Annotated in this window: 20 protein-coding genes; 16 read left to right on the top strand and 4 right to left on the bottom strand. The window is 63.2% G+C overall.

Going from position 1 to position 21,977, the window contains the following annotated elements:
* Nucleotides 1-39: 39 nt before the first annotated feature.
* The 5 genes from EL2594_RS06990 (at nucleotide 40) to EL2594_RS06970 (ending at nucleotide 6,537) form a co-directional block, all read left to right on the top strand.
* Nucleotides 40-1,965, top strand: a complete 1,926-nt coding sequence (locus EL2594_RS06990; protein ID WP_041685785.1) for a 2-oxoacid:acceptor oxidoreductase subunit alpha — start codon at nucleotides 40-42, stop codon at nucleotides 1,963-1,965.
* Between the two features lie 133 nt (nucleotides 1,966-2,098).
* Entirely contained in the window at nucleotides 2,099-3,133 is a 1,035-nt protein-coding gene (locus EL2594_RS06985; protein ID WP_041685171.1) for a 2-oxoacid:ferredoxin oxidoreductase subunit beta, read from the top strand.
* A gap of 89 nt (nucleotides 3,134-3,222) precedes the next feature.
* Nucleotides 3,223-3,915, top strand: a complete 693-nt coding sequence (locus tag EL2594_RS06980) for a hypothetical protein (protein ID WP_011414339.1) — start codon at nucleotides 3,223-3,225, stop codon at nucleotides 3,913-3,915.
* A 210-nt stretch (nucleotides 3,916-4,125) separates the two neighbouring features.
* Nucleotides 4,126-5,118 (top strand): metal-dependent hydrolase, encoded by a 993-nt coding sequence (locus EL2594_RS06975; protein ID WP_049762538.1) that lies wholly within the window; start codon nucleotides 4,126-4,128, stop codon nucleotides 5,116-5,118.
* A 27-nt stretch (nucleotides 5,119-5,145) separates the two neighbouring features.
* A complete protein-coding gene (locus EL2594_RS06970; protein WP_011414337.1) occupies nucleotides 5,146-6,537 on the top strand; it encodes a cryptochrome/photolyase family protein in 1,392 nt (463 codons plus the stop codon).
* On the opposite strand, the gene EL2594_RS06965 is transcribed toward EL2594_RS06970, so the two are convergent.
* Nucleotides 6,527-6,940 carry a hypothetical protein gene (locus EL2594_RS06965; RefSeq protein ID WP_011414336.1) on the bottom strand — a complete coding sequence of 138 codons (414 nt, stop codon included), beginning with the start codon at nucleotides 6,938-6,940 and terminating at the stop codon, nucleotides 6,527-6,529. The genes EL2594_RS06970 and EL2594_RS06965 overlap by 11 nt on opposite strands.
* Nucleotides 6,941-7,046: 106 nt before the next feature.
* On the opposite strand from EL2594_RS06965, the gene EL2594_RS06960 reads away from it, so the two are divergent.
* A complete protein-coding gene (locus EL2594_RS06960) occupies nucleotides 7,047-8,315 on the top strand; it encodes an SAM-dependent methyltransferase (RefSeq protein WP_011414335.1) in 1,269 nt (422 codons plus the stop codon).
* Nucleotides 8,312-9,541, top strand: a complete 1,230-nt coding sequence (locus EL2594_RS06955) for a serine hydrolase domain-containing protein (RefSeq protein ID WP_011414334.1) — start codon at nucleotides 8,312-8,314, stop codon at nucleotides 9,539-9,541. The genes EL2594_RS06960 and EL2594_RS06955 overlap by 4 nt, the downstream gene beginning before the upstream one ends.
* A 12-nt stretch (nucleotides 9,542-9,553) precedes the next feature.
* On the opposite strand, the gene EL2594_RS06950 is transcribed toward EL2594_RS06955, so the two are convergent.
* From EL2594_RS06950 to purF, 3 genes are all read right to left on the bottom strand, one after another.
* A complete protein-coding gene (locus EL2594_RS06950; protein WP_011414333.1) occupies nucleotides 9,554-9,913 on the bottom strand; it encodes a PilZ domain-containing protein in 360 nt (119 codons plus the stop codon).
* A 92-nt stretch (nucleotides 9,914-10,005) separates the two neighbouring features.
* Nucleotides 10,006-10,719 (bottom strand): SDR family NAD(P)-dependent oxidoreductase, encoded by a 714-nt coding sequence (locus EL2594_RS06945; protein ID WP_011414332.1) that lies wholly within the window; start codon nucleotides 10,717-10,719, stop codon nucleotides 10,006-10,008.
* Nucleotides 10,720-12,192, bottom strand: coding sequence for an amidophosphoribosyltransferase (purF, locus tag EL2594_RS06940; RefSeq protein WP_011414331.1), 1,473 nt, complete (start codon nucleotides 12,190-12,192; stop codon nucleotides 10,720-10,722). It lies immediately after the preceding gene.
* Between the two features lie 171 nt (nucleotides 12,193-12,363).
* Here purF and EL2594_RS06935 point away from each other — a divergent pair, with 171 nt between their 5' ends.
* From EL2594_RS06935 to EL2594_RS06895, 9 genes are all read left to right on the top strand, one after another.
* On the top strand, nucleotides 12,364-13,605 hold the full coding sequence (locus EL2594_RS06935; RefSeq protein WP_041685780.1) for a lipoprotein-releasing ABC transporter permease subunit: 1,242 nt from the start codon (nucleotides 12,364-12,366) through the stop codon (nucleotides 13,603-13,605).
* Nucleotides 13,598-14,272 (top strand): ABC transporter ATP-binding protein, encoded by a 675-nt coding sequence (locus tag EL2594_RS06930; RefSeq protein ID WP_011414329.1) that lies wholly within the window; start codon nucleotides 13,598-13,600, stop codon nucleotides 14,270-14,272. The genes EL2594_RS06935 and EL2594_RS06930 overlap by 8 nt, the downstream gene beginning before the upstream one ends.
* A gap of 50 nt (nucleotides 14,273-14,322) precedes the next feature.
* On the top strand, nucleotides 14,323-14,601 hold the full coding sequence (locus EL2594_RS06925; RefSeq protein WP_011414328.1) for a hypothetical protein: 279 nt from the start codon (nucleotides 14,323-14,325) through the stop codon (nucleotides 14,599-14,601).
* Nucleotides 14,602-14,698: 97 nt separating this feature from the next.
* On the top strand, nucleotides 14,699-15,232 hold the full coding sequence (locus EL2594_RS06920) for a hypothetical protein (protein WP_011414327.1): 534 nt from the start codon (nucleotides 14,699-14,701) through the stop codon (nucleotides 15,230-15,232).
* Nucleotides 15,229-15,708, top strand: coding sequence for a glutathione peroxidase (locus EL2594_RS06915; RefSeq protein ID WP_011414326.1), 480 nt, complete (start codon nucleotides 15,229-15,231; stop codon nucleotides 15,706-15,708). Before EL2594_RS06920 ends, EL2594_RS06915 begins: the two co-directional genes overlap by 4 nt.
* Nucleotides 15,709-15,761: 53 nt before the next feature.
* A complete protein-coding gene (locus EL2594_RS06910) occupies nucleotides 15,762-16,106 on the top strand; it encodes a hypothetical protein (RefSeq protein WP_011414325.1) in 345 nt (114 codons plus the stop codon).
* A 176-nt stretch (nucleotides 16,107-16,282) separates the two neighbouring features.
* On the top strand, nucleotides 16,283-19,774 hold the full coding sequence (dnaE, locus tag EL2594_RS06905) for a DNA polymerase III subunit alpha (RefSeq protein WP_011414324.1): 3,492 nt from the start codon (nucleotides 16,283-16,285) through the stop codon (nucleotides 19,772-19,774).
* An 88-nt stretch (nucleotides 19,775-19,862) separates the two neighbouring features.
* Complete coding sequence (locus tag EL2594_RS06900) at nucleotides 19,863-21,461, top strand: long-chain fatty acid--CoA ligase (RefSeq protein WP_011414323.1); 1,599 nt, start codon at nucleotides 19,863-19,865, stop codon at nucleotides 21,459-21,461.
* A 3-nt stretch (nucleotides 21,462-21,464) separates the two neighbouring features.
* Complete coding sequence (locus tag EL2594_RS06895; RefSeq protein ID WP_011414322.1) at nucleotides 21,465-21,899, top strand: DUF1330 domain-containing protein; 435 nt, start codon at nucleotides 21,465-21,467, stop codon at nucleotides 21,897-21,899.
* Nucleotides 21,900-21,977 lie beyond the last annotated feature (78 nt).

Here is a 21,977-nt window from a genome sequence, read left to right as displayed (position 1 = left end):
AAAATCCGGCGCGAGGACACGCGCAAGAGGACCGATATTATGGCGACGCAGGTGGCAGAAAGCCCCGACAATTCCCACCAGCCGGAAGCCGTGGTGGTCCGCTTTGCCGGCGACAGCGGTGACGGCATGCAGCTGACGGGCGGGCAATTCACGCTCTCCACCGCGCTGGCGGGCAACGACCTTGCAACCTTCCCCGATTTCCCGGCCGAAATCCGCGCTCCGCAGGGAACATTGTTCGGCGTTTCCGCTTTCCAGATCAATTTCGGCAGCCGGGCGATCGACACGGCGGGCGATGCGCCCGATGTCCTCGTCGCGATGAATCCGGCCGCGCTCAAGACGAACCTCGGGGCGTTGAAGCCCGGCGGGCTCATCATCGCGGACACGGGAGCTTTCACGAAGCGCAATCTGGATAAGGCCAAGTACGAGCAGAACCCGCTGGAAGATGGCAGCCTTGCCAAGTTCGATGTGCTCGCCTTCGACATCAGCGAAATGACCATCGAAGCGGTCAAGCCGTTCGGGCTCGGGAACAAGGACGCGCTGCGGTCCAAGAACATGTGGACGCTGGGCCTCGCGCTATGGATGTTCGATCGCCCGCGCGAACCGATCCACGACTGGCTCAAGGCCAAGTTCAAGTCGAAGCCCGAAATTGCCGACGCCAATATCGCCGCGCTCGATGCCGGGCATGCCTATGGCGAGACGGCGGAATTGAGCGGGCCGGTCAAGCAATTGACCATGCCGCCGGTCGAGAGCGCGCCAGGGCTCTATCGCACGATCACCGGGGCCGAAGCCGTCTCGCTCGGCCTCGTGGCCGGTGCACAATTGGCTGAACTGCCGATGTTCTTCGGCGGCTATCCGATCACGCCGGCATCCGCGATCTTGCACCATCTCGCGCGGCTCAAGGAATTCGGCGTCACCACGTTCCAAGCCGAAGACGAGATCGCCGCGATCTGTGCCGCCATCGGCGCGAGCTATGCGGGCAGCCTTGGCGTCACTTCGTCGTCGGGCCCCGGCATCGCGCTCAAGGGTGAGGCGATGGGCCTCGCGATCATGACCGAGCTGCCGCTGGTCATCGTCAATTCGCAGCGCGGCGGGCCGTCGACGGGCCTGCCGACCAAGACCGAGCAGAGCGACCTCTATCAGGCGGTCTATGGCCGCAATGGCGATGCGCCGATGCCGGTGATCGCTGCGAGCAGCCCCGGCGATGCCTTTGAGACCGCGATCGAGGCGTGCCGCATCGCGGTGCAGTATATGACCCCGGTGATGCTGTTGACCGATGGCTATATCGCCAATGCCGCCGAGCCGTGGAAAGTGCCCGACCCGAGCACTTTCGAGCCGTTCCCTGCGCAGTTCCTGCAAGAGAAAAACGGTGACGATGAGCTGCTTCCCTACAAGCGCAATACCAAGGGCGCGCGTCCTTGGATCAAGCCCGGCACACCAGATCTCATGCACCGCATCGGCGGGATCGAGAAAGCGGCGGATACCGGCCATATCGATTACTCACCCGACAACCACCAGGCGATGACCGACGCCCGCGTCGGCAAGGTTCTCTGCGTTGACGTGCCCGACCAGGAAGTCTGCCTCGGCGAAACCTCGGGCAAGCTTGCAGTGGTGGGCTGGGGCAGCACCTACGGCCCGATCCACCAGGCCGTGCGGCGCGAGCGCGACAAGGGTTGCGACGTCAGCCACATCCACGTGCGCCATATATGGCCGCTGCCCGGAAATCTCGGCGCGCTGCTCCACGGCTTCGATCATGTGCTGGTGCCGGAAATGAACACCGGCCAGTTCAAGACCGTTTTGCGCGACCAGTTCCTGGTCGACGCGGTCCCGCTGACGAAGACCAGCGGGCAGCCCTTTGCCATCGCCGAGTTACAGGCGGAGATCGGCAAGTTCTTTGATGGGATCGACGACAATGAAGGCGGACAGGTGCCGGTCAATGACGACCAATTGCCGAGTCCGGAGGTTTGATGACCAAGCGCCTCACTCTACTACCGTTCGCCCTGAGCCTGTCGAAGGGCTGTCTTCCACTTCCAGCGCTGCATTCGAAGAAAAGTGCAGGGCTTCGACAAGCTCAGCCCGAACGGGTTGGGGAGGTTGCACTGTGAATGAAATGACCAAGATCGAAACCACCCTCAAGGACTGGGAAACCGACCAGGAAGTCCGCTGGTGTCCGGGCTGCGGGGACTACGCGATCCTCAAGGCGGTGCAGCGCACGCTGCCGCAACTGGGAGCGGACCCGAAGAACACGGTGTTCATCAGCGGCATCGGCTGCTCGAGCCGCTTCCCCTATTACATGGAAAGCTACGGCTTCCACACCATCCACGGCCGCGCGCCGGCGGTGGCGACGGGAACCAAGCTCGCCAATCCCGATCTCGATATCTGGCTGGTGACCGGCGATGGCGATGGCTTGTCGATCGGCGGCAACCACATGATGCATGTGCTGCGCCGCAACGTGAACATGCAGATCATGCTGTTCAACAACGAGATCTACGGCCTCACCAAGGGGCAGGCTTCCCCGACCAGCCGTGAAGGCACCAAGTCGCCATCGACCCCGATCGGCAGCTACGATCATCCGGCGCGGCCGGCGGCGTTTGCGCTGGGCAGCGGGGCGCGGTTCGTGGGCCGCGGCTTCGATGTCTCGAAGAACCTGCCGGACGTGCTCAAGGCCGCACACGCCCATCAGGGCGCGGCCTTCATCGAGATCTTCCAGAACTGCATCGTCTACAACAAGGACGTGTTCCATGATTTCGCCGCGCCGAAGGGCGCGGAAGACCAGCAGCTATGGCTCGAAGACGGCCAGCCCATGCTGTTCGCCGGCGGGGCCAAGGGCATCGCGCTGGATCGCGAAAAACTGAGCCTCGAAGTGGTCGACGTGGAAGGTGACGACTGGGAAGCGGCCGGTGTCATCGTGCACGACGTCACCAATCGCTCGATCGCGCATATGCTGGTCGAAATGCCGTTCGGACCGTTCCCGATGGCGCTCGGCGTGCTCTACGACGACCCGCGCCCGACCTTCGAAGCGGCGGTGGCGGAGGAGCGCTCCCGGGCGGCGAAGGGCAAGCAGCCCAATCTCGCGGCGCTGCTGGCAAAGGGGCAGACCTGGACGGTCAGCGGCACCGCGCAGGACCCCGTCTGACCTGCTAAAGCACTTTTTTTGAACCTTTTTCCTGTTCGCGCATTGATTCGGCGAGAGGCCGGATTTCCGGCGCGAACAGGAGGAACATCATGAGAAAGATTATCGCTTTTGCTGCGACCGTCTCGCTCGCCAGCCTGGCTGCGTGCGATTCCGACGACGTCGAGAACACCGTGGTCGACGATATCGACGAAATCGCCGATGCCGATACAGAATACGATCCGATGACCCGCGACTACACCCTGAGCGAAGATGCCCAGGCCCGGCGCGACGCATTCGATGCCGATGCGTTCGGCACCGAATATGCCGGCTATCGCGACGAGGTCGTCGCCGAGCGCGACACCGAGGAAAGCATGGCCGCCGAACGCGAAGCCGAACGCATGGCCGCATCGTCGGATAACAGCGGTTCGGGTTCGGACGATGCGTCCAGCGGCTCGTCCAGCGCCAATGCGGGCAGTTCCGCCGATAGCAGCGGCAGCAATGCCATGCCGACCCGCGACAGCACTACCAACATGCGCACGCGCGCGTCCATGACCTGGTCCTATCTCGACCGGAACGACGACAACCGCCTGTCGGTCGCCGAATATGCGATCTGGGCCATCCCGCTCGATCCGACCAATCCCAAGCCGAATGACGAAGTGCCGCCCTATGTAACGCCGACCCAGGCGAACAAGGCTGCGGACAGCTTCTTCTATTACGATGTCGACGGCGATACCTATCTCGACCGCCGCGAATTCACCGCTGCCCGACGCGGCGAGAACTTCGATCCGGCTGCGACCCCCTGACCCTTGCCGGATCACGCTGGAAGGGCGGCGAGCGACGAGCTTGCCGCCCTTTTTGCATGCAGGCTTTCCTACACGATGCGGCGTGCCTAGAAGGCGGTCCATGTCCGCGGTCTATCCCGTTTTCTGTGCCTGTTCTTCGTTCGGAGCGGAGGGCGGTTTTTTCGCTACTGAACAGTGGTCCATGCGGTCCATGTCTCGGGAGCCTGCGCCATCGATAATCTGACCCACAGCCTCGTCGGCGCGCTGCTGGGGCAAGCGGGGCTCAAGAAAAAGACCGGCCTCGCCATGCCTGCGCTGATCATCGGCGCGAACCTGCCCGATGTCGATGCGGCTTGCTTCTTCTGGCTGGAGGGGGCCGAGCATCTCGGCTTCCGCCGCGGGATCACCCACGGGCCGCCCGCGCTGGTGCTGCTGCCGCTGATACTGGCGGCGCTGCTATGGGGCTTCGACCGCTGGCAGGCGAGCCGAGGGAATCGCCCCGAAGGTCGCAGGCCGGTCAGCTTCAAATGGCTTTTCCTGCTGAGCTTCATCGGCTGCCTGACCCACCCCGCGCTCGACTGGCTCAATGTTTACGGCATCCGGCTTCTGGAGCCGTTCTCGAGCCAGTGGTTCTACGGCGATACGCTGTTCATCATCGATGTGTGGTTGTGGGCGCTGATGGGCTTTGCAACGTGGTTTTCTATGCGGCGGGAGAGGCAGGGCGGGGAATGGATCAAGCCGGCGCGCTGGGCGATTGCGGTCTCTCTGGCGTATATCGGGATGAATGGCCTGATCACCGCAAAGGCCGAAGGGCAAGTTGCAGGCGCCAAAAAAGCATCTGCGGTCGCTGCGGAACAAATCATTGCTAGCCCGCTACCTGTCGCCTTCTGGAATCGCGAGATCATCGAAGGCAACGGATACGGCGACTTCTTTATCGATGGCGACGATGTCGGCGCGGCTGCGCTTTTGCCGCACTGCAATCTCGACGAGGCCGCAGCCCGTGATAAGGAAATTACTGCCTTCTTGTTCTGGTCTAGAGCGCCTTTTGTAACAGAGGATCCAGAGCGTGATGGTTGGCTTCTCAGGGACGCACGGTTTTATGACCCACTCGCGAGGGATCGCTTCTCGGTCAAATTGCCGCCTTGGTCATGCGTCCAGGTATATCCCGCCTACTCTGGGGGAGGACCGACTGTTGTGGCTGTACCGGAACCCCCTGACGACTAACCACGTTGGGCATCCGAAGGGATAAGGATGACCAAACCCCAAATCGTATGGCTGCGGCGCGATCTGCGCATGGCGGACAATCCGGCGCTGTATCATGCGGCCAAGGCCGGACCGGTGGTGGCGGTCTATGTGCTCGACGACGAACGGCCCAAGGATCACAAGCTGGGCGGGGCGGCGCGGTGGTGGCTGCATCATTCGCTGGAGAGCCTGGGCAAGAGCTTCGGCGCGCGCAATTCGCGGATTGTCCTGCGCCGCGGCGATGCGGTGGAGGAGCTGAAAACCGTCGCCAATGCTGTCGGCGCAGAGACCGTCCATGCCAATCGTCACTATGAGCCGTGGTGGCGCAAGGCGCAGGGCGAGCTGGCCGAAGAACTGGAGCTCAAGCTCTATGACGGCAACTACCTATTTCCGCCGGGCCACGTGACGACAGGATCGGGCGATCCCTACAAGATCTACACGCCGTTCTCCAAGGCGATGCTGCAGGAAATGCCCCCGCGCGATGAAGTGCCGGAGCCGGAGACGCTGTCCTCACCGGGTGAGTGGCCCGCCAGCGACGATCTGGGCGACTGGAACCTGCTGCCGACCAAGCCCGACTGGGCCGGCGGCCTGCGCGACTTCTGGACCGTCGGCGAAGACGCGGCGCATGAGCGGCTCGACTGGTGGTCCGACGAGGTCGACAAATACGATGACGGGCGCAACATGCCCTCGGTCGACGAAACCAGCCAGATGTCGCCGCACCTCCATCATGGCGAGATCTCGCCGGTCCAGATCTGGCACCGCTTCAAGGACAAGCGCTCCGACGGGTGGAAGACTTACGAGAAAGAGCTGATCTGGCGCGACTATGCGCAAAACGTGATCTGCCAGTTCCCGGCCTATCCGAAAGAGAGCTATCGCGACGGCTGGGATGCCGACATGGCGTGGCGCAATCCCAATCGCGGGCACATCATTCAGGAGGAGCTGAAACGCTGGCAGAAAGGGCAGACCGGCTATCCGATCGTCGATGCCGGTATGCGGCAGCTATGGCAGACCGGCTGGATGCATAACCGCGTGCGGATGATCGCCGCGAGCTTCCTCATCAAGCACCTGCTGATCGACTGGCGGCACGGCGAAAAATGGTTTTGGGATACGCTGGTGGATGCCGACTATGCCAGCAACGGCACCAACTGGCAGTGGGTCAGCGGCACCGGCGTCGACAGCAACATGTTCAGCCGGATCATGGCGCCGCTGACGCAGAGCGAGAAGTTCGATGCGGCAGGCTATATCCGGGAATACGTGCCCGAACTGGCGGACTTGCCCGACGAGACGATCCACGATCCCGAAGAGCACGGCTGCAAGCCGGACGATTACCCCTCGAAGATCATCGCCCACAAGGAAGGCCGCGAGCGCGCGCTCGAAGCCTATAGCGAATTCAAGAACTGAGGCGCGATTTCAGCAACTGGTCGGCCAGCAGCTTGCCCATCACCGGCACGAAGATCGCCGCCACGACCATCCAGGTCGGGTGCGGAAACATCTGCGTCGTGAAAATGCTCGCCAGGACCATGAAGCCGGCGACGATCCAGCCCGGCGTAATGGTCTTGCCCACGAGGGTGGCGACCGCCGCTCCGCACAGGGAACCGAGGAACCACGCCACCACCACGGTAACCTTCGCTCCCGTCGGGATGACTTCCATCAGCCGCGCCTGATCTTCGGGTTTGGTCATGTCGAGGCCCTCGGGCGGTGGGAAAATCATGTGCCCGGCGCTTTCTACGGCACCGACGATAAAAACCGCGGCGATCAATCCCGCCAAGGTCGCTAAGATCAGGCGGACCCACGTGTTTTCCATGTTCTGCTCCTCCCTTCGGGGCAGGCCTATCAAATTCGGGACAAGGCTCCAATCGCCGAATGGCGGGCCTTGCGAGGGGTGGCGCAGCGCGGCATAGGCTCACTCCATGAATGCAGAGGGCAGCAGGAGGGGCGGCGGGCTGTTCGACGCCGCGCAGCGTTTCGAGCGCGGGCCCGGCCTGCTCGCGCGCGTGCTCGCACCGGGCTTCCGCAAGGTGCTCGACCGGATCGATGCCGGTCTAGAGCGCGGGACCATGATCGGTCACTTGCCCGACGGCACGACGCGGGTCCTCGGTGGGCGCGCGCCCGGCTACGAAGCCGAAGTGCACTTGCACAATTGGCGCGCGCTGCTGCGGCTGGCTACCAACGGTTCGATCGGATGGTACCAGGCATGGGAGCAGGGCGAGTGGGAAAGCCCCGATCTCGTGCAGGTCTTCGCGCTGTTCGGGGCCAATGCCTCTACGCTGGGCACCACCGCGCGTGCCAAGAGCATCTGGCAGCGCGCCTTGCGCCAGGCCCATCGGCTGAACGCCAATACGCTCGAAGGTTCGCAGCGCAATATCCGCGCGCATTACGATCTCGGGAACGACTTCTACGCCGCCTGGCTGGGCGACACGATGACCTATTCGAGCGCGCTGTTCGGGAGGGGGGGCGAAGCAGACCTCGACCGTGCTCAGCATGCCAAGATCGATGCGGTTCTCGACCGTCTCGACCTCGGCGAAGGCGAAACGATGCTGGAGATCGGCTGCGGCTGGGGCACGCTGGCGCAGGCAGCGGCGGAACGCGGGACCCGCGTCGATGCAATCAGCCTGTCCGACGAGCAATTGGCCTGGGCCCGCGAGGGTGCGAGCGAGCAGGTGCAATTCCTGAAGCAAGACTACCGCGACACCGACGGTCCCTACGATGCGGTCGCCAGTGTCGAGATGGTCGAGGCCCTGGGGCGTGAATTCTGGCCGACATATATGGATTGCATCGCCCGCAACCTGAAATCGGGCGGCAAAGCGGCGCTCCAGTTCATTTCGATGCGCGACGACCTGTTCGAGGCCTACGTGAATAGCGCCGATTTCATCCAGGCCTACATCTTCCCCGGCGGCCTGCTGATCCGCACGAGCGAGTTCCGCCACTTGGCGGAAAAGCGCGGGCTTGCGTGGCAGGACCAGGTCGATTTCGGGCAGGATTACGCCGAAACGCTCAGGCTGTGGCGAGAGAATTTCAACGAGGCCGTCAGGCAGGGGCGCCTGCCCGAAGGTTTCGACGCGCGCTTTGTCGGCTTGTGGCGATACTACCTGCAATATTGCGAAGCCGGCTTTCGCTGTGGCAGCATCGATGTACACCAAGTGACACTGGTGAAAGAGGATACGGGAGAGGACGCGTGAAGAAATGGATCCTGGGCGGACTGGCCGTCATCGCCGCTGCAACGGGCGTCGGCTATGCGACGCTCGACGATGACCAGAGAGCGCTGCTGGCCAATCTCCCGACCGATCGCAACGTGCTGTTCTGGTCGGTCGAGCAGCGCGATGCCGCCTTCCGGGCGATGGACGCATTGCCGGTGCTGGCCGAAACGCGCACCATCGAAGCGGGCGGCGACCCCTATCCGCTGCCGGAGGGCCTGCCGCTGGAGATGGATTTCGATCTCGATGCCTATTTCGCCAGCCAGCGCACCTCCGCGCTGGTGATATTGCATGATGGCAAGATCGTGCTCGAACGCTATGGCCTCGGCTTCGACAAAGACGGCAAGTGGACGAGCTTTTCCGTCGCCAAGAGCCTCACCTCGACCATGGTCGGCGCGGCACTGCAGGATGGCGCGATCGAGAGCATCGACGATCCCGTCACCAAATATATCGTCGGGCTGGAGGGCAGTCCTTACGAGGACGTCTCGATCAAGCAATTGCTTACGATGACCAGCGGGGTGCGGTGGAACGAGGATTACACCGATCCGCAGTCCGACGTCGCCCAATTCAACGATCATCGCGCCGAGAACGGTCTCGACGTGACGGTGAGTTACATGCGCCAGCTCCCGCGCGAGGCGCCTGCGGGCGAGAAATGGGTCTATAAGACCGGCGAGACCAATCTCATCGGCGTGCTGGTGAGCGAAGCCACGGGCAAGCCGCTGGCCGAATACCTGTCCGAGAAAATCTGGAAGCCCTTCGGTATGCAGCAGGACGCGACCTGGTTGCTCGGTGCTACGGGACATGAAATCAGCGGGTGCTGCATCCAGGCGGCGACGCGCGACATGGCGCGCTTCGGACTATTCGTGCTGCAGGACGGCGTGGCAGGTGGCGAGCGTGTCGTGCCCAGAGGCTGGTTCGCAGAAGCGACGGTGAAATCAGCCGATATCGGCGCGCCCGGCAAAGGCTACGGCTACCAATGGTGGACCTATGACGACGGCGCCTATGCCGCGCAGGGTATTTTCGGGCAGGGGATCTTCATCGACCCGGCGCGCAAGCTCGTGATCGCTTCGAACTCCAACTGGCCGACCGCCACCGATGCCGATGGCGTCGGGGCCGAGCGAGAGCGGTTCTACCAGGCGGTACGCGATGCGGTGGATCGCCGCGCGGGTCCGATCATGGAAGCACGGGCAGGGGCAGACGCGGCTGAGTAGCGTCCGCGCCCCCTAAGCGAAGGGATCGTACCACTGGCCGGCCTTGCCGGTGTAACGACGCAGGATGTCGTCGTGGACAATCGGGCTGAGCAGGTCCTCGAACGCGCAGCCGACGGTGCAATTGTCCCACCAGATGACCTTGGCCATCAGCGATTCGAGGCCGGGCAGGGTGAGCCAGCACACCTGGCCTTCGTGCATGCGATTGATGGCAGCCGCGCTGAAGCCGGAGATCGATAGATCGTGTACCACCGTATGATAGCGGCGACCACCCGACGGCCGTAGCTGCGCCGGGATCGAAAGCTTCGTGCGCGGGGCGCAGCGATCTTCCTGCGCCGCAAGCTCGTATCGCTCGTTGGTGTCCTGCTTGGTCATCCCGCCTACTCCAAGCGCATGGGTGCGCGCGTGAAAGGTCTATGTGGACGACCGCAGTTTACCCGCAGGTAATCAACGGCGGTTAAGCCGCATTAACCAACCCGTTCGCGGTGGCGGGTTTCGAAGTCTTCGCCAAGCAATTCAACAAGTCTTTCAGCGACTTCATCCGGGGACTTAACCGTTTTGGGGTCTTCCCCCGGATAGGCCTTGGCGCGCATTTGCGTGCGCGTCGCGCCCGGGTCGACGATAGCGACGCGGATGTTGCCGACCTTTTCGACTTCCTGCGCATAGCTATCGAGCAGATTGTCGAAGGCGGCTTTGCTGGAGCCGTAGGCAGACCAGAAGGCGCGGGGGGTGGCGCCGACGCTGCTGGTGAGCCCGATCACGCGCCCTGCCTCGGCCCGCTTGAGCAGCGGATCGAAATTGGCCAGCAACGCCTGCGTCGCGAGGACATTGATCGTCAGCGCCTGGTTGAACTGCTTCTGGTCGATCTGTGTCACCGGTGTGAGGTGCGGCAGATAGGCCGCTGAAATCACAAGAATATCGAGTGCATCCCAGCGTCCCGCCACCGCCGAGGCGAGCCGGGCGACGCCGTCCGTTTCGGTCAGGTCGACCGGGGCGATGGTGGAACTGCTCCCCGCATCGTGGATCGCGTCCTCGACCTCCTCCAGCCCGCGCACGTCGCGAGCGGTCAGGATCACGTGCGCGCCTGCTGCACCGAGCGCCTTGGCCGTGGCTGCGCCAATTCCCTTGGACGCGCCGGTGACGAGGGCAATCTTGCCCGAAAGAGATTTCTGTTCAGTCATTTAAGCGACTTTGTTGACAGGAAAAGAAAGCTGCGCCGCGCCGTCCTGCTTCATGCTCAGGTCGGTCAGCGAGGTGGGGTAATCGCCGGTGAAGCAGGCATCGCAGAATTGCGGACAATTGCTGTTGCGCGGCTTCTCGCCCACGGCGCGGTACAGGCCGTCGATGGAAACAAAGGCGAGGCTGTCGGCGCGAATGAATTCGCGCATCGGCTCGACGTCCATTCGAGCGGCGAGCAGCTTGCTCCGCTCTGGCGTATCGACCCCGTAGAAGCAGCTATGCGCGGTAGGCGGGCTGGCGACGCGGAAGTGGACCTCGGTCGCCCCGGCTTCACGCATCATCTCGACGATCTTCATCGAGGTGGTGCCGCGAACGATGGAATCGTCGATCAGCACGATCCGCTTGCCTTCGACGAGGGCGCGATTGGCATTGTGCTTGCGCTTCACGCCCGAATGCCGCGCGCCATCGGAAGGCTGGATGAAGGTGCGTCCGACATAGTGACTGCGGATGATGCCGAGTTCGAAAGGCACGCCCGATTGCTGCGCATAGCCGATGGCAGCAGGCACGCCGCTGTCGGGAACGGGAACGACCAGATCGGCGTCGCAGGGGCTTTCGATCGCGAGTTGCTGGCCGATGGCCTTGCGCGCTTCGTAAACGCTGCGCCCGTCGAAGATCGAGTCCGGGCGGCTGAAATAGACATGCTCGAAGATACAGGGCCGCGCCGCGCCTTCGCCGAACGGTCGGAAGCTCGTGACATTGCCGTCGAAATCGACTTCGATCAGTTCGCCCGGCTCGACCTGCCGATCGAATTTCGCGCCGACGACATCGAAGGCGACAGTTTCGCTGGCGAAAGCCACGGCATTGCCCATCCGACCCATCTGCAGCGGGCGAATGCCGAGAGGATCGCGGCAGGCGATCATGCCTTCGGGCGTCATCACGATCAGCGCATAGGCGCCTTCGACGAGGCGCAGGGCGTCGACCAGCCGATCGCGCAGGGTCGGATAGCGGCTCGTTGCCACCAGGTGGATGATGACTTCGGTGTCGCTCGTCGACTGGAAGATCGCGCCCTTGGCGACAAGTTCCGCGCGCAGCGTCTCGGCGTTCGAGATATTGCCGTTATGCGCTATCGAGAAACCGCCGAAGGCGAGGTCGGCATAGAGTGGCTGGACATTGCGCAGGCCGGCCCCGCCGGTGGTCGAATAGCGCACGTGCCCGCCGGCCATGGTGCCGGGCAACTCGGCTATCGCCTCAGGCGAGGAAAAGTTTTCCGCGACGTGGCCGAGCCCGCGACGCTGGTAGAAGTGTTCGCCATCGAAGCTGGTGATGCCGACGGCTTCCTGCCCGCGATGCTGCAGGGCATGCAGCCCGAGCGCGGTCGCGGCGGATGCATCGGTGGCATTGATTGCGCCGAAGACTCCGCATTCTTCGCGCAGCTTGTCGCCGTGCTCGTCGTAAAAGGGATGGCTGGTGATCATGACCGTCGCGCCTGCTGCTGCCCCCGTGCGCGAACCCAATGGCGATGTTACGACACGATTACAAGGGGCGAAGAACCGCAATCCTTACCCGGTTATAACCTTCGCGGATTTCATTGCGCAGACAGGAAGGGATTTCTAAGGCGTGGGCACAAGCAACCAATCGGAATGCCTTTGCTGCTCAGCCCCTTCGAATGGACCATCGCCAAGCGTTACCTGCTACCCGGCAGGGGCGAGGCATTCATCGCGCTCGTCGCCGGGATCAGCGTCGGCGTCGTGATGCTGTCGGTCGCCATGCTGGTGATCGTGATGAGCGTGATGAACGGCTTCCGCGCCGAGCTGCTCGACAAGATCGTCGGCGTGAATGGCCATGCGATCGTACAGGCCTATGGCGGCCGTCTCGACAATTGGGAAAGCATTCTCGAGGAAGTGCGCGATACGCCCGGCGTCACCGAAGCCTCGCCGCTGATCGAACAGCCCCTGCTGGTGACTTTCAACGGCCGGGTCGAGGCCGTCTTCGTGCGCGGCAACACGCAGGAGGATATCGCCGAACTGTCCGACAAGGTCGTGCTCGGCAACCTGCAGCGACTGCAGCCCGAGGCGAGCGTCGTGGCGATAGGGGCGCGGCTGGCCGAGAACATCGGCGCGCGGGTTGGCGATGTGGTGACGATCATCAATCCCGCAGGGCGCTCCACGCCCTTCGGCACAGTGCCGCGGCAGGTCGGCTACGAGGTCGCTGCCATCTTCGAGGTCGGGCTCTACGACTACGACCAGGCCTTCATGGTCATGCCGATCCCCGACGCGCAGACGCTGCTGCTGACCGGCGACACCATCGGCATGATCGAAGTGAAGACCGAAGATGCCGACAATGTGGCGGAAATCATGGCTCCGGTAGAGGCAAAACTTTCCGGAATAGCCCAGGTTCGCACATGGCAGCAGATCAACAGCTCGATCTTCGAAGCCTTGCAGGTCGAGCGGGTGGCGATGTTCTTCGCGCTCAGCTTCATGGTGCTGGTGGCGGCGTTCAATATCCTCTCGAGCCTCGTGATGCTGGTGCGCGCAAAAACTCGCGATATCGCCATCATGCGAACCATGGGCGCGACGCGAAAATCGCTGCTCAAGATTTTCGTGACGACCGGTTTCACGGTCGGCGCGATCGGAACCTTTGCGGGGCTCCTGCTGGGAACGATTGTGCTCTATTTCCGCGAACCGATCGTCGATGTGATCGCGTTCGTGACGGGTCAGGAATTGTGGGACCCCGAAGTCCGCTTCCTCTCGACGCTTCCGGCGAAGGCCGATCCGGTCGAGATCATCGGCATCGTGGTTCTCGCGCTGGTGCTGAGCTTCCTCGCGACGCTTTACCCCGCGCTCAAGGCTTCGGGCACCGATCCGGTTCAGGTGCTGCGCTATGAGTAAGGCTGTCGTCGAATTGCGCGGTGTGACCCGCAGCTTCGAGCAAGGCGGCACCCGGATCGACGTGCTGCGTGGTATCGACCTGGCGGTGCAGCCGGGCGAGATCGTCGCGCTGCTGGGTCCTTCCGGTTCCGGCAAGTCGACCCTGCTGCAGGCTGTCGGCCTGCTCGAGGGCGGCTTCGGCGGCGAAATCGTAATTGCGGGGACGGCGGCGGAGAAATCGGACTCCGGGGCGCGCACGACCTTGCGGCGCGACCACCTTGGTTTCGTCTATCAGTTCCATCACCTGCTGCCCGATTTCAACGCGCTGGAGAACGTGGTGCTTCCGCAGATGATCGCGGGCAAGAGCCGCGAGGCGGCCGAGGTACGGGCGCAGGAATTGCTCACGGCACTGGGACTGGGCGCGCGGCTCGATCACCGGCCGAGCCAGCTTTCCGGTGGCGAACAGCAGCGCGTCGCGGTCGCGCGGGGCCTCGCCAACAAGCCCGACCTGATCCTTGCCGACGAGCCGACCGGCAATCTGGATGAACACACATCCGACGCTGTGCTCGACCAGTTCCTGCAACTTGTGCGAGGCGAGGGCAGCGCGGCGCTGATCGCCACGCATAACGAACGGCTGGCGAGCAAGATGGACCGTGTGGTGCGCTTGCACGAAGGCGTGCTCGAATAGGCGGACCCAAGTGTCATGTGGCGCGTTATCCCCTTGAATAGGAGGAATTGATGTCAGACCATCCCACCGCTTTCGGCGACACCCCGCTATCGACCGGCACCATTGCCTGGGACGACCGCGCCGCGCTGCACAAGGCCGATGACGGCGACGGTGTGCTCGACGGCGCGAAGGCGCTGCGCCGCGGCACATTCGCGGACATCATCCGGCATCTCATGCTTCTGCCGGAGGAAACGCGCGACGACTATGTGATCGAGAAAGCCGGCGACCGCGAATATTCCGCCGCCGAAGCCGCGCATTTGGCCGCGCGCAGCGATTTCCCGCGCGAATAGGGCGTTTCTGCCGAATACCGGGCGCCGCTGGTCGATAAGGGCTGGCATTGCTTGGGCGTGACCCGTCTGGCACTCTTCCTTAACCGAGGGGGACATCATGCCGACATCACTGCTTCTCGCATTCGCGCTCCATGCTGTCACTGCGCAGGCCGCAACGCCGCCGACGCTTCCTGCTTCGCCACCGCCCGGCTGCCAGAGCGAGGCCCATGGCCAGTTCGATTTCTGGGTCGGCGAATGGGAGGTCTTTCCCAACGGGCGCGACACCAAGGTCGCCGACAGCCGCATCGAGCGCAAGCACGGGGGCTGTGCGGTGCTGGAAAACTGGATGCCCTTGCGCGGCGCTGGCGGAACCAGTCTCAACCATGTCGATCCGGCCAGCGGGATGTGGCACCAGAAATGGGTCGGCTCGGCACCCGGCGCGGTGGAGTTCAGCGGCGGGCTGGCCGAAGGGAGCATGGTGCTGACCGGCAACTGGCCGACGCCGGTAGCGCCGCACCAACTGATCCGCATGACCTATACGCCCAACAACGATGGCAGTGTCCGCCAGCACGGAGAATCCTCGACGGACCATGGGCTTTCGTGGCAGACGTCCTTCGATCTCCTGTATCGACCGAAAGCGACTCCCGAATGACCACCATTGCCGATTTCACCGTCACCACCAATCGCGGCGAAGAGCTCGATCTCGCCGAGAAGAAGGGCAAGGTGCTGTTGGTGGTGAACACCGCCAGCAAATGCGGTTTCACCCCGCAATATGACGGTCTCGAAGAGCTCTACCAGCAATACAAAAACCAGGGCTTCGAAGTGCTCGGCTTCCCCTGCAACCAGTTCGGGGCGCAAGAGCCGGGCAGCGCCGACGAGATCGCAGAGTTCTGCAAAGTCAATTTCGGTGTCACCTTCCCGCTGATGGAAAAGGTCGAAGTCAATGGCCCCGACGCCTCGCCGGTGTTCGACTGGATGAAGGGGGAGGCGGAAGGCCTGATGGGCTCGACCGGGATCAAGTGGAACTTCACCAAGTTCCTGATCGATCGCGAAGGCAATGTCGTGAAGCGCTTCGCCCCGCAGGATTCGCCAAGCTCGATCGCCAGGCATGTCGAGAAGCTGCTGTAACCTTGGGGGTGCGCGATCCGAACAACGGGCATATTCAGATGGGGATTTGAGCCATGCTCGAAGCAATCAACGAATGGATCCTGGCGCAAGGCGCGCAGTACAACGTGAACCCCTATGTGTTCGTGGCCATCTATGTTGGCGCGATCCCGTTTTTCCTCGGCTCGATCGCGTGGCTGGTGAAGAACGCGCGGGCCGGCAAGTCGACAGTGCTGCCGACGATGGCGGCGGGGTTCTTCTTCGTATCGGCCTATATCTATCTCGCCATTTTCGGGCAGGATATTCCGGTCTGGGTGTGGATCTTCCTCGCCGCCCTGGTCGTCTACGGCGCATTCTCGCAAGTGCGCGAAACGCGCAAGAAGATCGCAGCGGCGAAGCAGCGAGAGGAAAGCGCGCTTTAAGACCCACTCCGTGATTCCCACGAAGGCGGGAATCCAGCTTTGATTGCCAAATGCAAAAGTCAGCTGGACCCCCGCCTGCGCGGGGGTGACGTTAAAGCGGTCATTGTCGACTGGATTATCCCCAAGCGGTGATCCGCAGCCTTTGCGAATCCCGCGCGGCTCACCATAGTGAAGCCATGGCCTTCGCTCCCTTCGTCCCTCTACGCGTCCTGTCGAGCTATTCGATGCTCGAAGGCGCGATCGATCCGAAGGCGCTGGCGAAACTGGCGAAGGAACGCGGCTTTCCAGCCATCGCGATTTGCGACCGCAACGGGCTCTACGGCGCGGTGGCCTTTGCCGGGGCCTGTCGCGACGAGGGTATCCAGCCGATCATTGGAGCCTTGGTGGGCGTGGCTCGGCCAGGCTCGGACGCAATCGATCACTTGCCGCTCTATGCACAGGACGAAGCGGGCTATCTCAATCTCTGTCACTTGGTCAGCAAGGCGCATCTGGAGCGGCCGGTCGAACTGGTGCCGCATGTTTCGCTCGACGATTTCGACGGCCGCACCGAAGGCCTGATTGCGCTGACCGGCGCGAGCGAGGGCGGGGTCACGCAGCTGCTGGCAGAAGGCCAGAAGGACCACGCCGAAGCCTATTGCGACCGCCTGCAGGCACTCTTTCCCGAGCGGCTTTATGTCGAACTGTCGCGGCGGGGCAACGCAGTCGAGCAGGCCGCCGAAGAGGCGCTGGTGGACCTGGCTTATGCCCGCGACCTGCCCTTGGTCGCGACCAACCCTGCCAACTTCGCCGAGCCCGGTTTCCACAAGGCGCATGACGCGATGCTGTGCATCGCCGGCAGCTACAAAATCCACGAGGAAGACCGCCCGCGCACCGACCAGCAGGCGTGGGTCAAGTCCGACCGGATGATGGGCGAGATATTCGAGGACCTGCCCGAAGCCACCGCCAATACGCTCGTGATCGCGCAGCGCTGCGCCTATGCGCCGCCCTATCGCGATCCGATCCTGCCGAGCCTCGCTGGCGATCTCGAAGGCGAGGAGCGGATGTTGCGCGAGCTTTCGACCAAGGGCCTCGAGAAACGGCTGGAGCCCTACGAGGACCTCTCGGATGAAGACCGCGAGGAATATTTCGAGCGGCTCGATTACGAGATCGGCATCATCAACCGAATGGGTTTCCCCGGCTACTTCCTGATCGTTGCCGACTTCATTCAATGGGCCAAGGACCACGGCATCCCGGTGGGGCCGGGACGCGGTTCGGGTGCGGGTTCGCTGGTCGCCTGGGCGCTGACCATCACCGATCTCGATCCGATCCGTCTGGGGCTGCTGTTCGAGCGCTTCCTCAACCCGGAACGCGTGTCCATGCCGGACTTCGACATCGATTTCTGCGAGACGCGCCGTGGTGAAGTCATCCGCTACGTGCAGGAGCGCTACGGCCACGACAAGGTCGCGCAGATCATCACTTTCGGCAAGCTCAAGGCGAGGGCGGTGCTGCGCGATGTCGGGCGGATCGTCGACTATGGCTACAACCGCACCGATCGCCTGTGCAAGATGGTGCCCAACCATCCGACCGACCCGTGGACCCTCCCGCGCGCGCTCAATGGCTCGGCGGAGTTCAAGGCGGAATATTCGAACGACAACGACACCAAGGCGCTGATCGACCTGGCGATGCAGCTCGAAGGGCTGCCGCGCAACAGCTCGACCCATGCGGCGGGCGTGGTGATCGGCGACCGACCGCTGTCGCAGCTGGTGCCGCTCTATCGCGATCCGCGCTCCGACATGCCGGTGACGCAGTTCGACATGAAGCATGTCGAGAGCTCCGGGCTGGTCAAGTTCGATTTCCTCGGCCTGAAGACGCTGTCGGTGCTGCAGAAGGCGGTCGACCTGCTGGAAAAGCGCGGGATCGATGTCGATCTCGGCGCACTCGCATGGGACGATCCGGCGGTCTACGAGCTGATGAAGTCCGGCAATACGGTCGGCGTGTTCCAGCTCGAATCCGAAGGTATGCGGCGCACGCTGACGGCCGTGAAGCCGACTAAGTTCGAAGACATCATCGCGCTCGTCTCGCTCTATCGCCCAGGCCCGATGGACAACATCCCGCTGTTCGGCAAGCGCAAGGCGGGGCTCGAGCCGATCGAATACCCGCACCCGAAGCTCGAGGAAATTCTGGCCGAGACTTACGGCATCTTCGTCTACCAAGAGCAGGTGATGCAGGCCGCGCAGATCCTCGCCGGATACTCGCTCGGCGATGCCGACTTGCTGCGCCGAGCTATGGGCAAGAAGAACCAGGCCGAGATGGACAAGCAGCGCGCGATCTTCGTCGAAGGCTGCGCCAAGGTTTCCGATATCGATGCCGACAAGGCCAACGAACTGTTCGACTTGATCAACAAGTTCGCCGGTTACGGCTTCAACAAGTCGCACGCGGCGGCTTACGCGCTGCTCGCCTACCAGACGGCATGGCTCAAGGCGCATTACCCGGAAGAATTCTACGCCGCGTCGATGTGCTTCGACATGCATCAGTCGGAGAAGCTGGCGGTATTCGTCGACGATGCGCGCCGCTATCCGCTCGTCGAAGGCGGGATTGTGGTCGCGCCGCCGGATATCAATGCGTCGGAAGCCGAGTTCACGGTCGAGCGGACCGACGATGGCTATGCCGTGCGCTATGCGCTCGCTGGTATTCGCAATGTCGGCGAGAAAGCGATGGACGCGATCGTGCGCGAGCGCGAGGCAAACGGCGTGTTCGAAAGCCTCGGCGATCTGTTCGATCGTTTACCGCAAGGCGCGATGAATTCCCGCCAGCTGGAGGCGCTGATCGCTGCGGGCGCGCTCGACGGGCTGGAGCCCAATCGCGGCAAGCTCGCCGCCAATGTCGACCTGCTGCTCGCCACCGCCGATGCCGCGATCCGCGAGCGTACCAGCGGCCAAGAGGCGCTGTTCGGGGGCGACCTGGCAGCAGAAGACACACTGCGCTTGAAGGACGCCGAAGACTGGGACCGCCCGACCCGGATGGCGAAGGAGCGAGAGAATTTCGGGTTTTATTTCTCCGAACACCCGGTCGAGCATTTCCGCGACGTCGCCAGCGCCAACGGCGCGCGGCCCTATGCCTCGCTGATGACGGGCGGCGCGCCTGCCGGGGGCCGCAGCAAGGCGATGATGGCGGCGATGGTCGAGAAAGTGAATATCGGCACGACCCGCAGAGGCGCACAGTTTGTGCGCGCGGATTTCTCCGACAGTTCGGGCCAGTTCAGCGCCGCCTGCTTCGAAGACAGTCTGGTTGAAAGCTTCAAGACATGGGCCGCGGACGGCACTTGCGTGCTGCTGACGGTCGAACTGGACTCGCCGTCGCCCGACGAGCCTCCGCGCATAACCGTGCGCGGGGCGCGGCCCTTGAACACAGTCGCCGGTAGCCAGCGCATGCTGATGACGCTTGATGTCGCCAGCGAGGATGCCATCGCCGAACTCGCGCTGGCGCTGCAATTGGGCGAAGCGGGGCATGGCGAAGTGCGGGTGCGGCTGAACCTCGGCGAGGGGATGGTGGCGAGCATGCGGCTCGGTCACGACTTCCGCCTCGACGGCAAGCTCGCCGAGCAATTGCAGGCGATCCCCGGCATAGCCAATGTCCGATTGGTGCCAAAGGCCGGGCCGCAGGGGCGCCGCTTCAACAAGGCGGCCTGACGAGCGGCACTCCGCCAATTTCTCGCTTGCCGCGGGCGCTTTCCCCGCCCTATCTGGTTGCAAAGAGAAATCGAAGGAGAGGACTTCAATGCTCGGCCAGATGCAAGAATGGACCATGCGGATCACCCACGTGATCGACCACGCGGCGCGCGAAGCAGGGGATCGCGAGATCGTGACGCGGTGGGCCGACGGCAGCGAAACCCGCACCGACTGGAAAGGCATCCGCACCGATGCGCTGAAAATGGCGCAGGCGCTGCAGGCGCTCGGCATCAGGAAGGGCGACAGGGTCGCCAGCCTCGCCATGAACCACTCGCGGCACCTGGTCAGCTGGTATGGCGTCGCCGGAATGGGCGGAGTGCTCCACACCGTGAATCCGCGCCTGTTCGAGGACCAGCTCGAATATATCGTCAATCACGCCGAAGATAAGGTCATGCTCTATGATGCGGCGTTCCAGCCGATCATCGACAAGATGCGCGAGAAGTGGACCACGGTCGAACATTATATCTGTTACGATTCCGGCGAGCAGAGCCAGTCTTTTGAAGACTGGATCGGCGCGCAGGATGGCGATTTCGAATGGGTCACCGGCGCGGAAACCGATCCGTGCATGATCTGCTACACAAGCGGGACCACCGGCAACCCCAAGGGCGTCCAGTACGAGCATCGCTCGACATTGATGCACGCGCTTGCCGGTCTGCAACCGGCAGCCTTCAATTTCAGCGCCAGCTCGGTGATGCTGCCGGTCGTCCCGATGTTCCACGCTGCCAGCTGGGGCCTGCCCTATGCCGGTGCGATGGCGGGCATCAAATTCGTCTTCAGCGCGGTCAACGATCCGGCGGTTTTGCACCAGCTGCTGATCGACGAAGGCGTGACCGACAGCGCGGGCGTCCCGACCGTCTGGCTCGCGCATTTCCAGTATTGCGACAAGGAAGGCATCGACCTGCCGCCCTTGAAGGCTGCCACCATCGGCGGCTCGGCCTGTCCGCGCTTCATGATCGAGCGACTGATGAAGAACGGCACCCGCGTGCAGCACGCCTGGGGCATGACCGAGACTTCTCCCATCGGCACGGTCGGCGGGCCGACCTGGGACTGGGACCAGCTCAGCTTCGAGGAAAAGGTCGACAAGACCGCGATGCAGGGCCGCCCGGTCTTCGGCGTCGAATTGCGCACCGTCAGCCTCGACGACATGGTCACCGAACTGCCACGCGACGGGGAAAGCTCGGGCGCGCTGCAGATTCGTGGGCCGTGGATCATCAAGCGTTACTTCAAGGCCGAACAGGACGCGGTCGGCAATGACGGCTGGTTCGACACCGGCGATGTCGGCATCATCCATCCGGATGGCACTTTGCAGCTCACCGACCGCACGAAGGACGTGATCAAGTCCGGCGGCGAATGGATCAGCTCGGTCGAGCTGGAGAATGCGGCTTGCGGTCACCCAGCCGTCGCCGAGGCGGCCTGTGTCGGCATGCCGCACCCGAAGTGGGACGAGCGACCGGTGCTGTTCGTGGTCAAAAAGGAAGGGCAGGAGGTCGAGGCGGAAACGATCGTCAATTTCCTGAGCGACAAGGTGGCGAAATGGTGGCTGCCCGATGCGGTCGAGTTCGTCGACGACATCCCGCACACCGCGACCGGCAAGATCAGCAAGAAGGACCTGCGCGACCGGTTTGCCGATTACAAGCTCGAGGCGTGAGCAATGGCGGAGCATTACATCGATCCCTCGCCCGCAAATTTCCAGGCGTTCAAGGACCTGCCGCGCGACGAGCCGATCCTCATGCTCAACCTGCTGCGCTATCGCAATCTGGCCCAGTATCCCCCGGGACATGAACATCACGGCAATGGCTGGTCCGGACGCCGCGCTTACGAGGAATACGGCACCACCAGCGGTCCCATCTTCAAGCGCGTAGGCGGTGAGATCGTGTGGCGGGGCGCGTTCCAGGCGATGGTCACCGGACCCGACGACCAATCGTGGCACGACGGATTCGTGGCGCGCTACCCGCATGCCGGCGCTTTCTTCGAGATGATTACCGACGCTGACTACAAGCAAGCGGTGATCAACCGTACCGCAGCGCTGATCGACAGCCGGTTGATGCGCTTCGAGCCGGGCGAGGTCGGCGGCGGCTTCGGCTAGGCACGTGCCGGCTTCACTGTCGGTTCATTCTCCCTGCCGCACGGTGTGCACAAAGGCGGCGATAGTGGGAGAACCGAC

The organism is Erythrobacter litoralis HTCC2594 (assembly GCF_000013005.1).
GTDB classification, from domain to species: Bacteria; Pseudomonadota; Alphaproteobacteria; order Sphingomonadales; family Sphingomonadaceae; genus Parerythrobacter; species Parerythrobacter litoralis_A.
This window is presented reverse-complemented; position numbering and strand designations above follow the sequence as displayed.

Coding starts and splice junctions, on each gene's coding strand:
- purF (WP_011414331.1), bottom strand. CDS start 12,192: ATGATCACCAGCCATCCCTTTTACGACGAGCACGGCGACAAGCTGCGC.
- EL2594_RS06960 (WP_011414335.1), top strand. CDS start 7,047: ATGAATGCAGAGGGCAGCAGGAGGGGCGGCGGGCTGTTCGACGCCGCG.
- EL2594_RS06950 (WP_011414333.1), bottom strand. CDS start 9,913: ATGACCAAGCAGGACACCAACGAGCGATACGAGCTTGCGGCGCAGGAA.
- EL2594_RS06980 (WP_011414339.1), top strand. CDS start 3,223: ATGAGAAAGATTATCGCTTTTGCTGCGACCGTCTCGCTCGCCAGCCTG.
- EL2594_RS06910 (WP_011414325.1), top strand. CDS start 15,762: ATGCTCGAAGCAATCAACGAATGGATCCTGGCGCAAGGCGCGCAGTAC.
- EL2594_RS06990 (WP_041685785.1), top strand. CDS start 40: ATGGCGACGCAGGTGGCAGAAAGCCCCGACAATTCCCACCAGCCGGAA.
- dnaE (WP_011414324.1), top strand. CDS start 16,283: ATGGCCTTCGCTCCCTTCGTCCCTCTACGCGTCCTGTCGAGCTATTCG.
- EL2594_RS06900 (WP_011414323.1), top strand. CDS start 19,863: ATGCTCGGCCAGATGCAAGAATGGACCATGCGGATCACCCACGTGATC.
- EL2594_RS06970 (WP_011414337.1), top strand. CDS start 5,146: ATGACCAAACCCCAAATCGTATGGCTGCGGCGCGATCTGCGCATGGCG.
- EL2594_RS06920 (WP_011414327.1), top strand. CDS start 14,699: ATGCCGACATCACTGCTTCTCGCATTCGCGCTCCATGCTGTCACTGCG.
- EL2594_RS06915 (WP_011414326.1), top strand. CDS start 15,229: ATGACCACCATTGCCGATTTCACCGTCACCACCAATCGCGGCGAAGAG.
- EL2594_RS06965 (WP_011414336.1), bottom strand. CDS start 6,940: ATGGAAAACACGTGGGTCCGCCTGATCTTAGCGACCTTGGCGGGATTG.
- EL2594_RS06945 (WP_011414332.1), bottom strand. CDS start 10,719: ATGACTGAACAGAAATCTCTTTCGGGCAAGATTGCCCTCGTCACCGGC.
- EL2594_RS06925 (WP_011414328.1), top strand. CDS start 14,323: ATGTCAGACCATCCCACCGCTTTCGGCGACACCCCGCTATCGACCGGC.
- EL2594_RS06895 (WP_011414322.1), top strand. CDS start 21,465: ATGGCGGAGCATTACATCGATCCCTCGCCCGCAAATTTCCAGGCGTTC.
- EL2594_RS06930 (WP_011414329.1), top strand. CDS start 13,598: ATGAGTAAGGCTGTCGTCGAATTGCGCGGTGTGACCCGCAGCTTCGAG.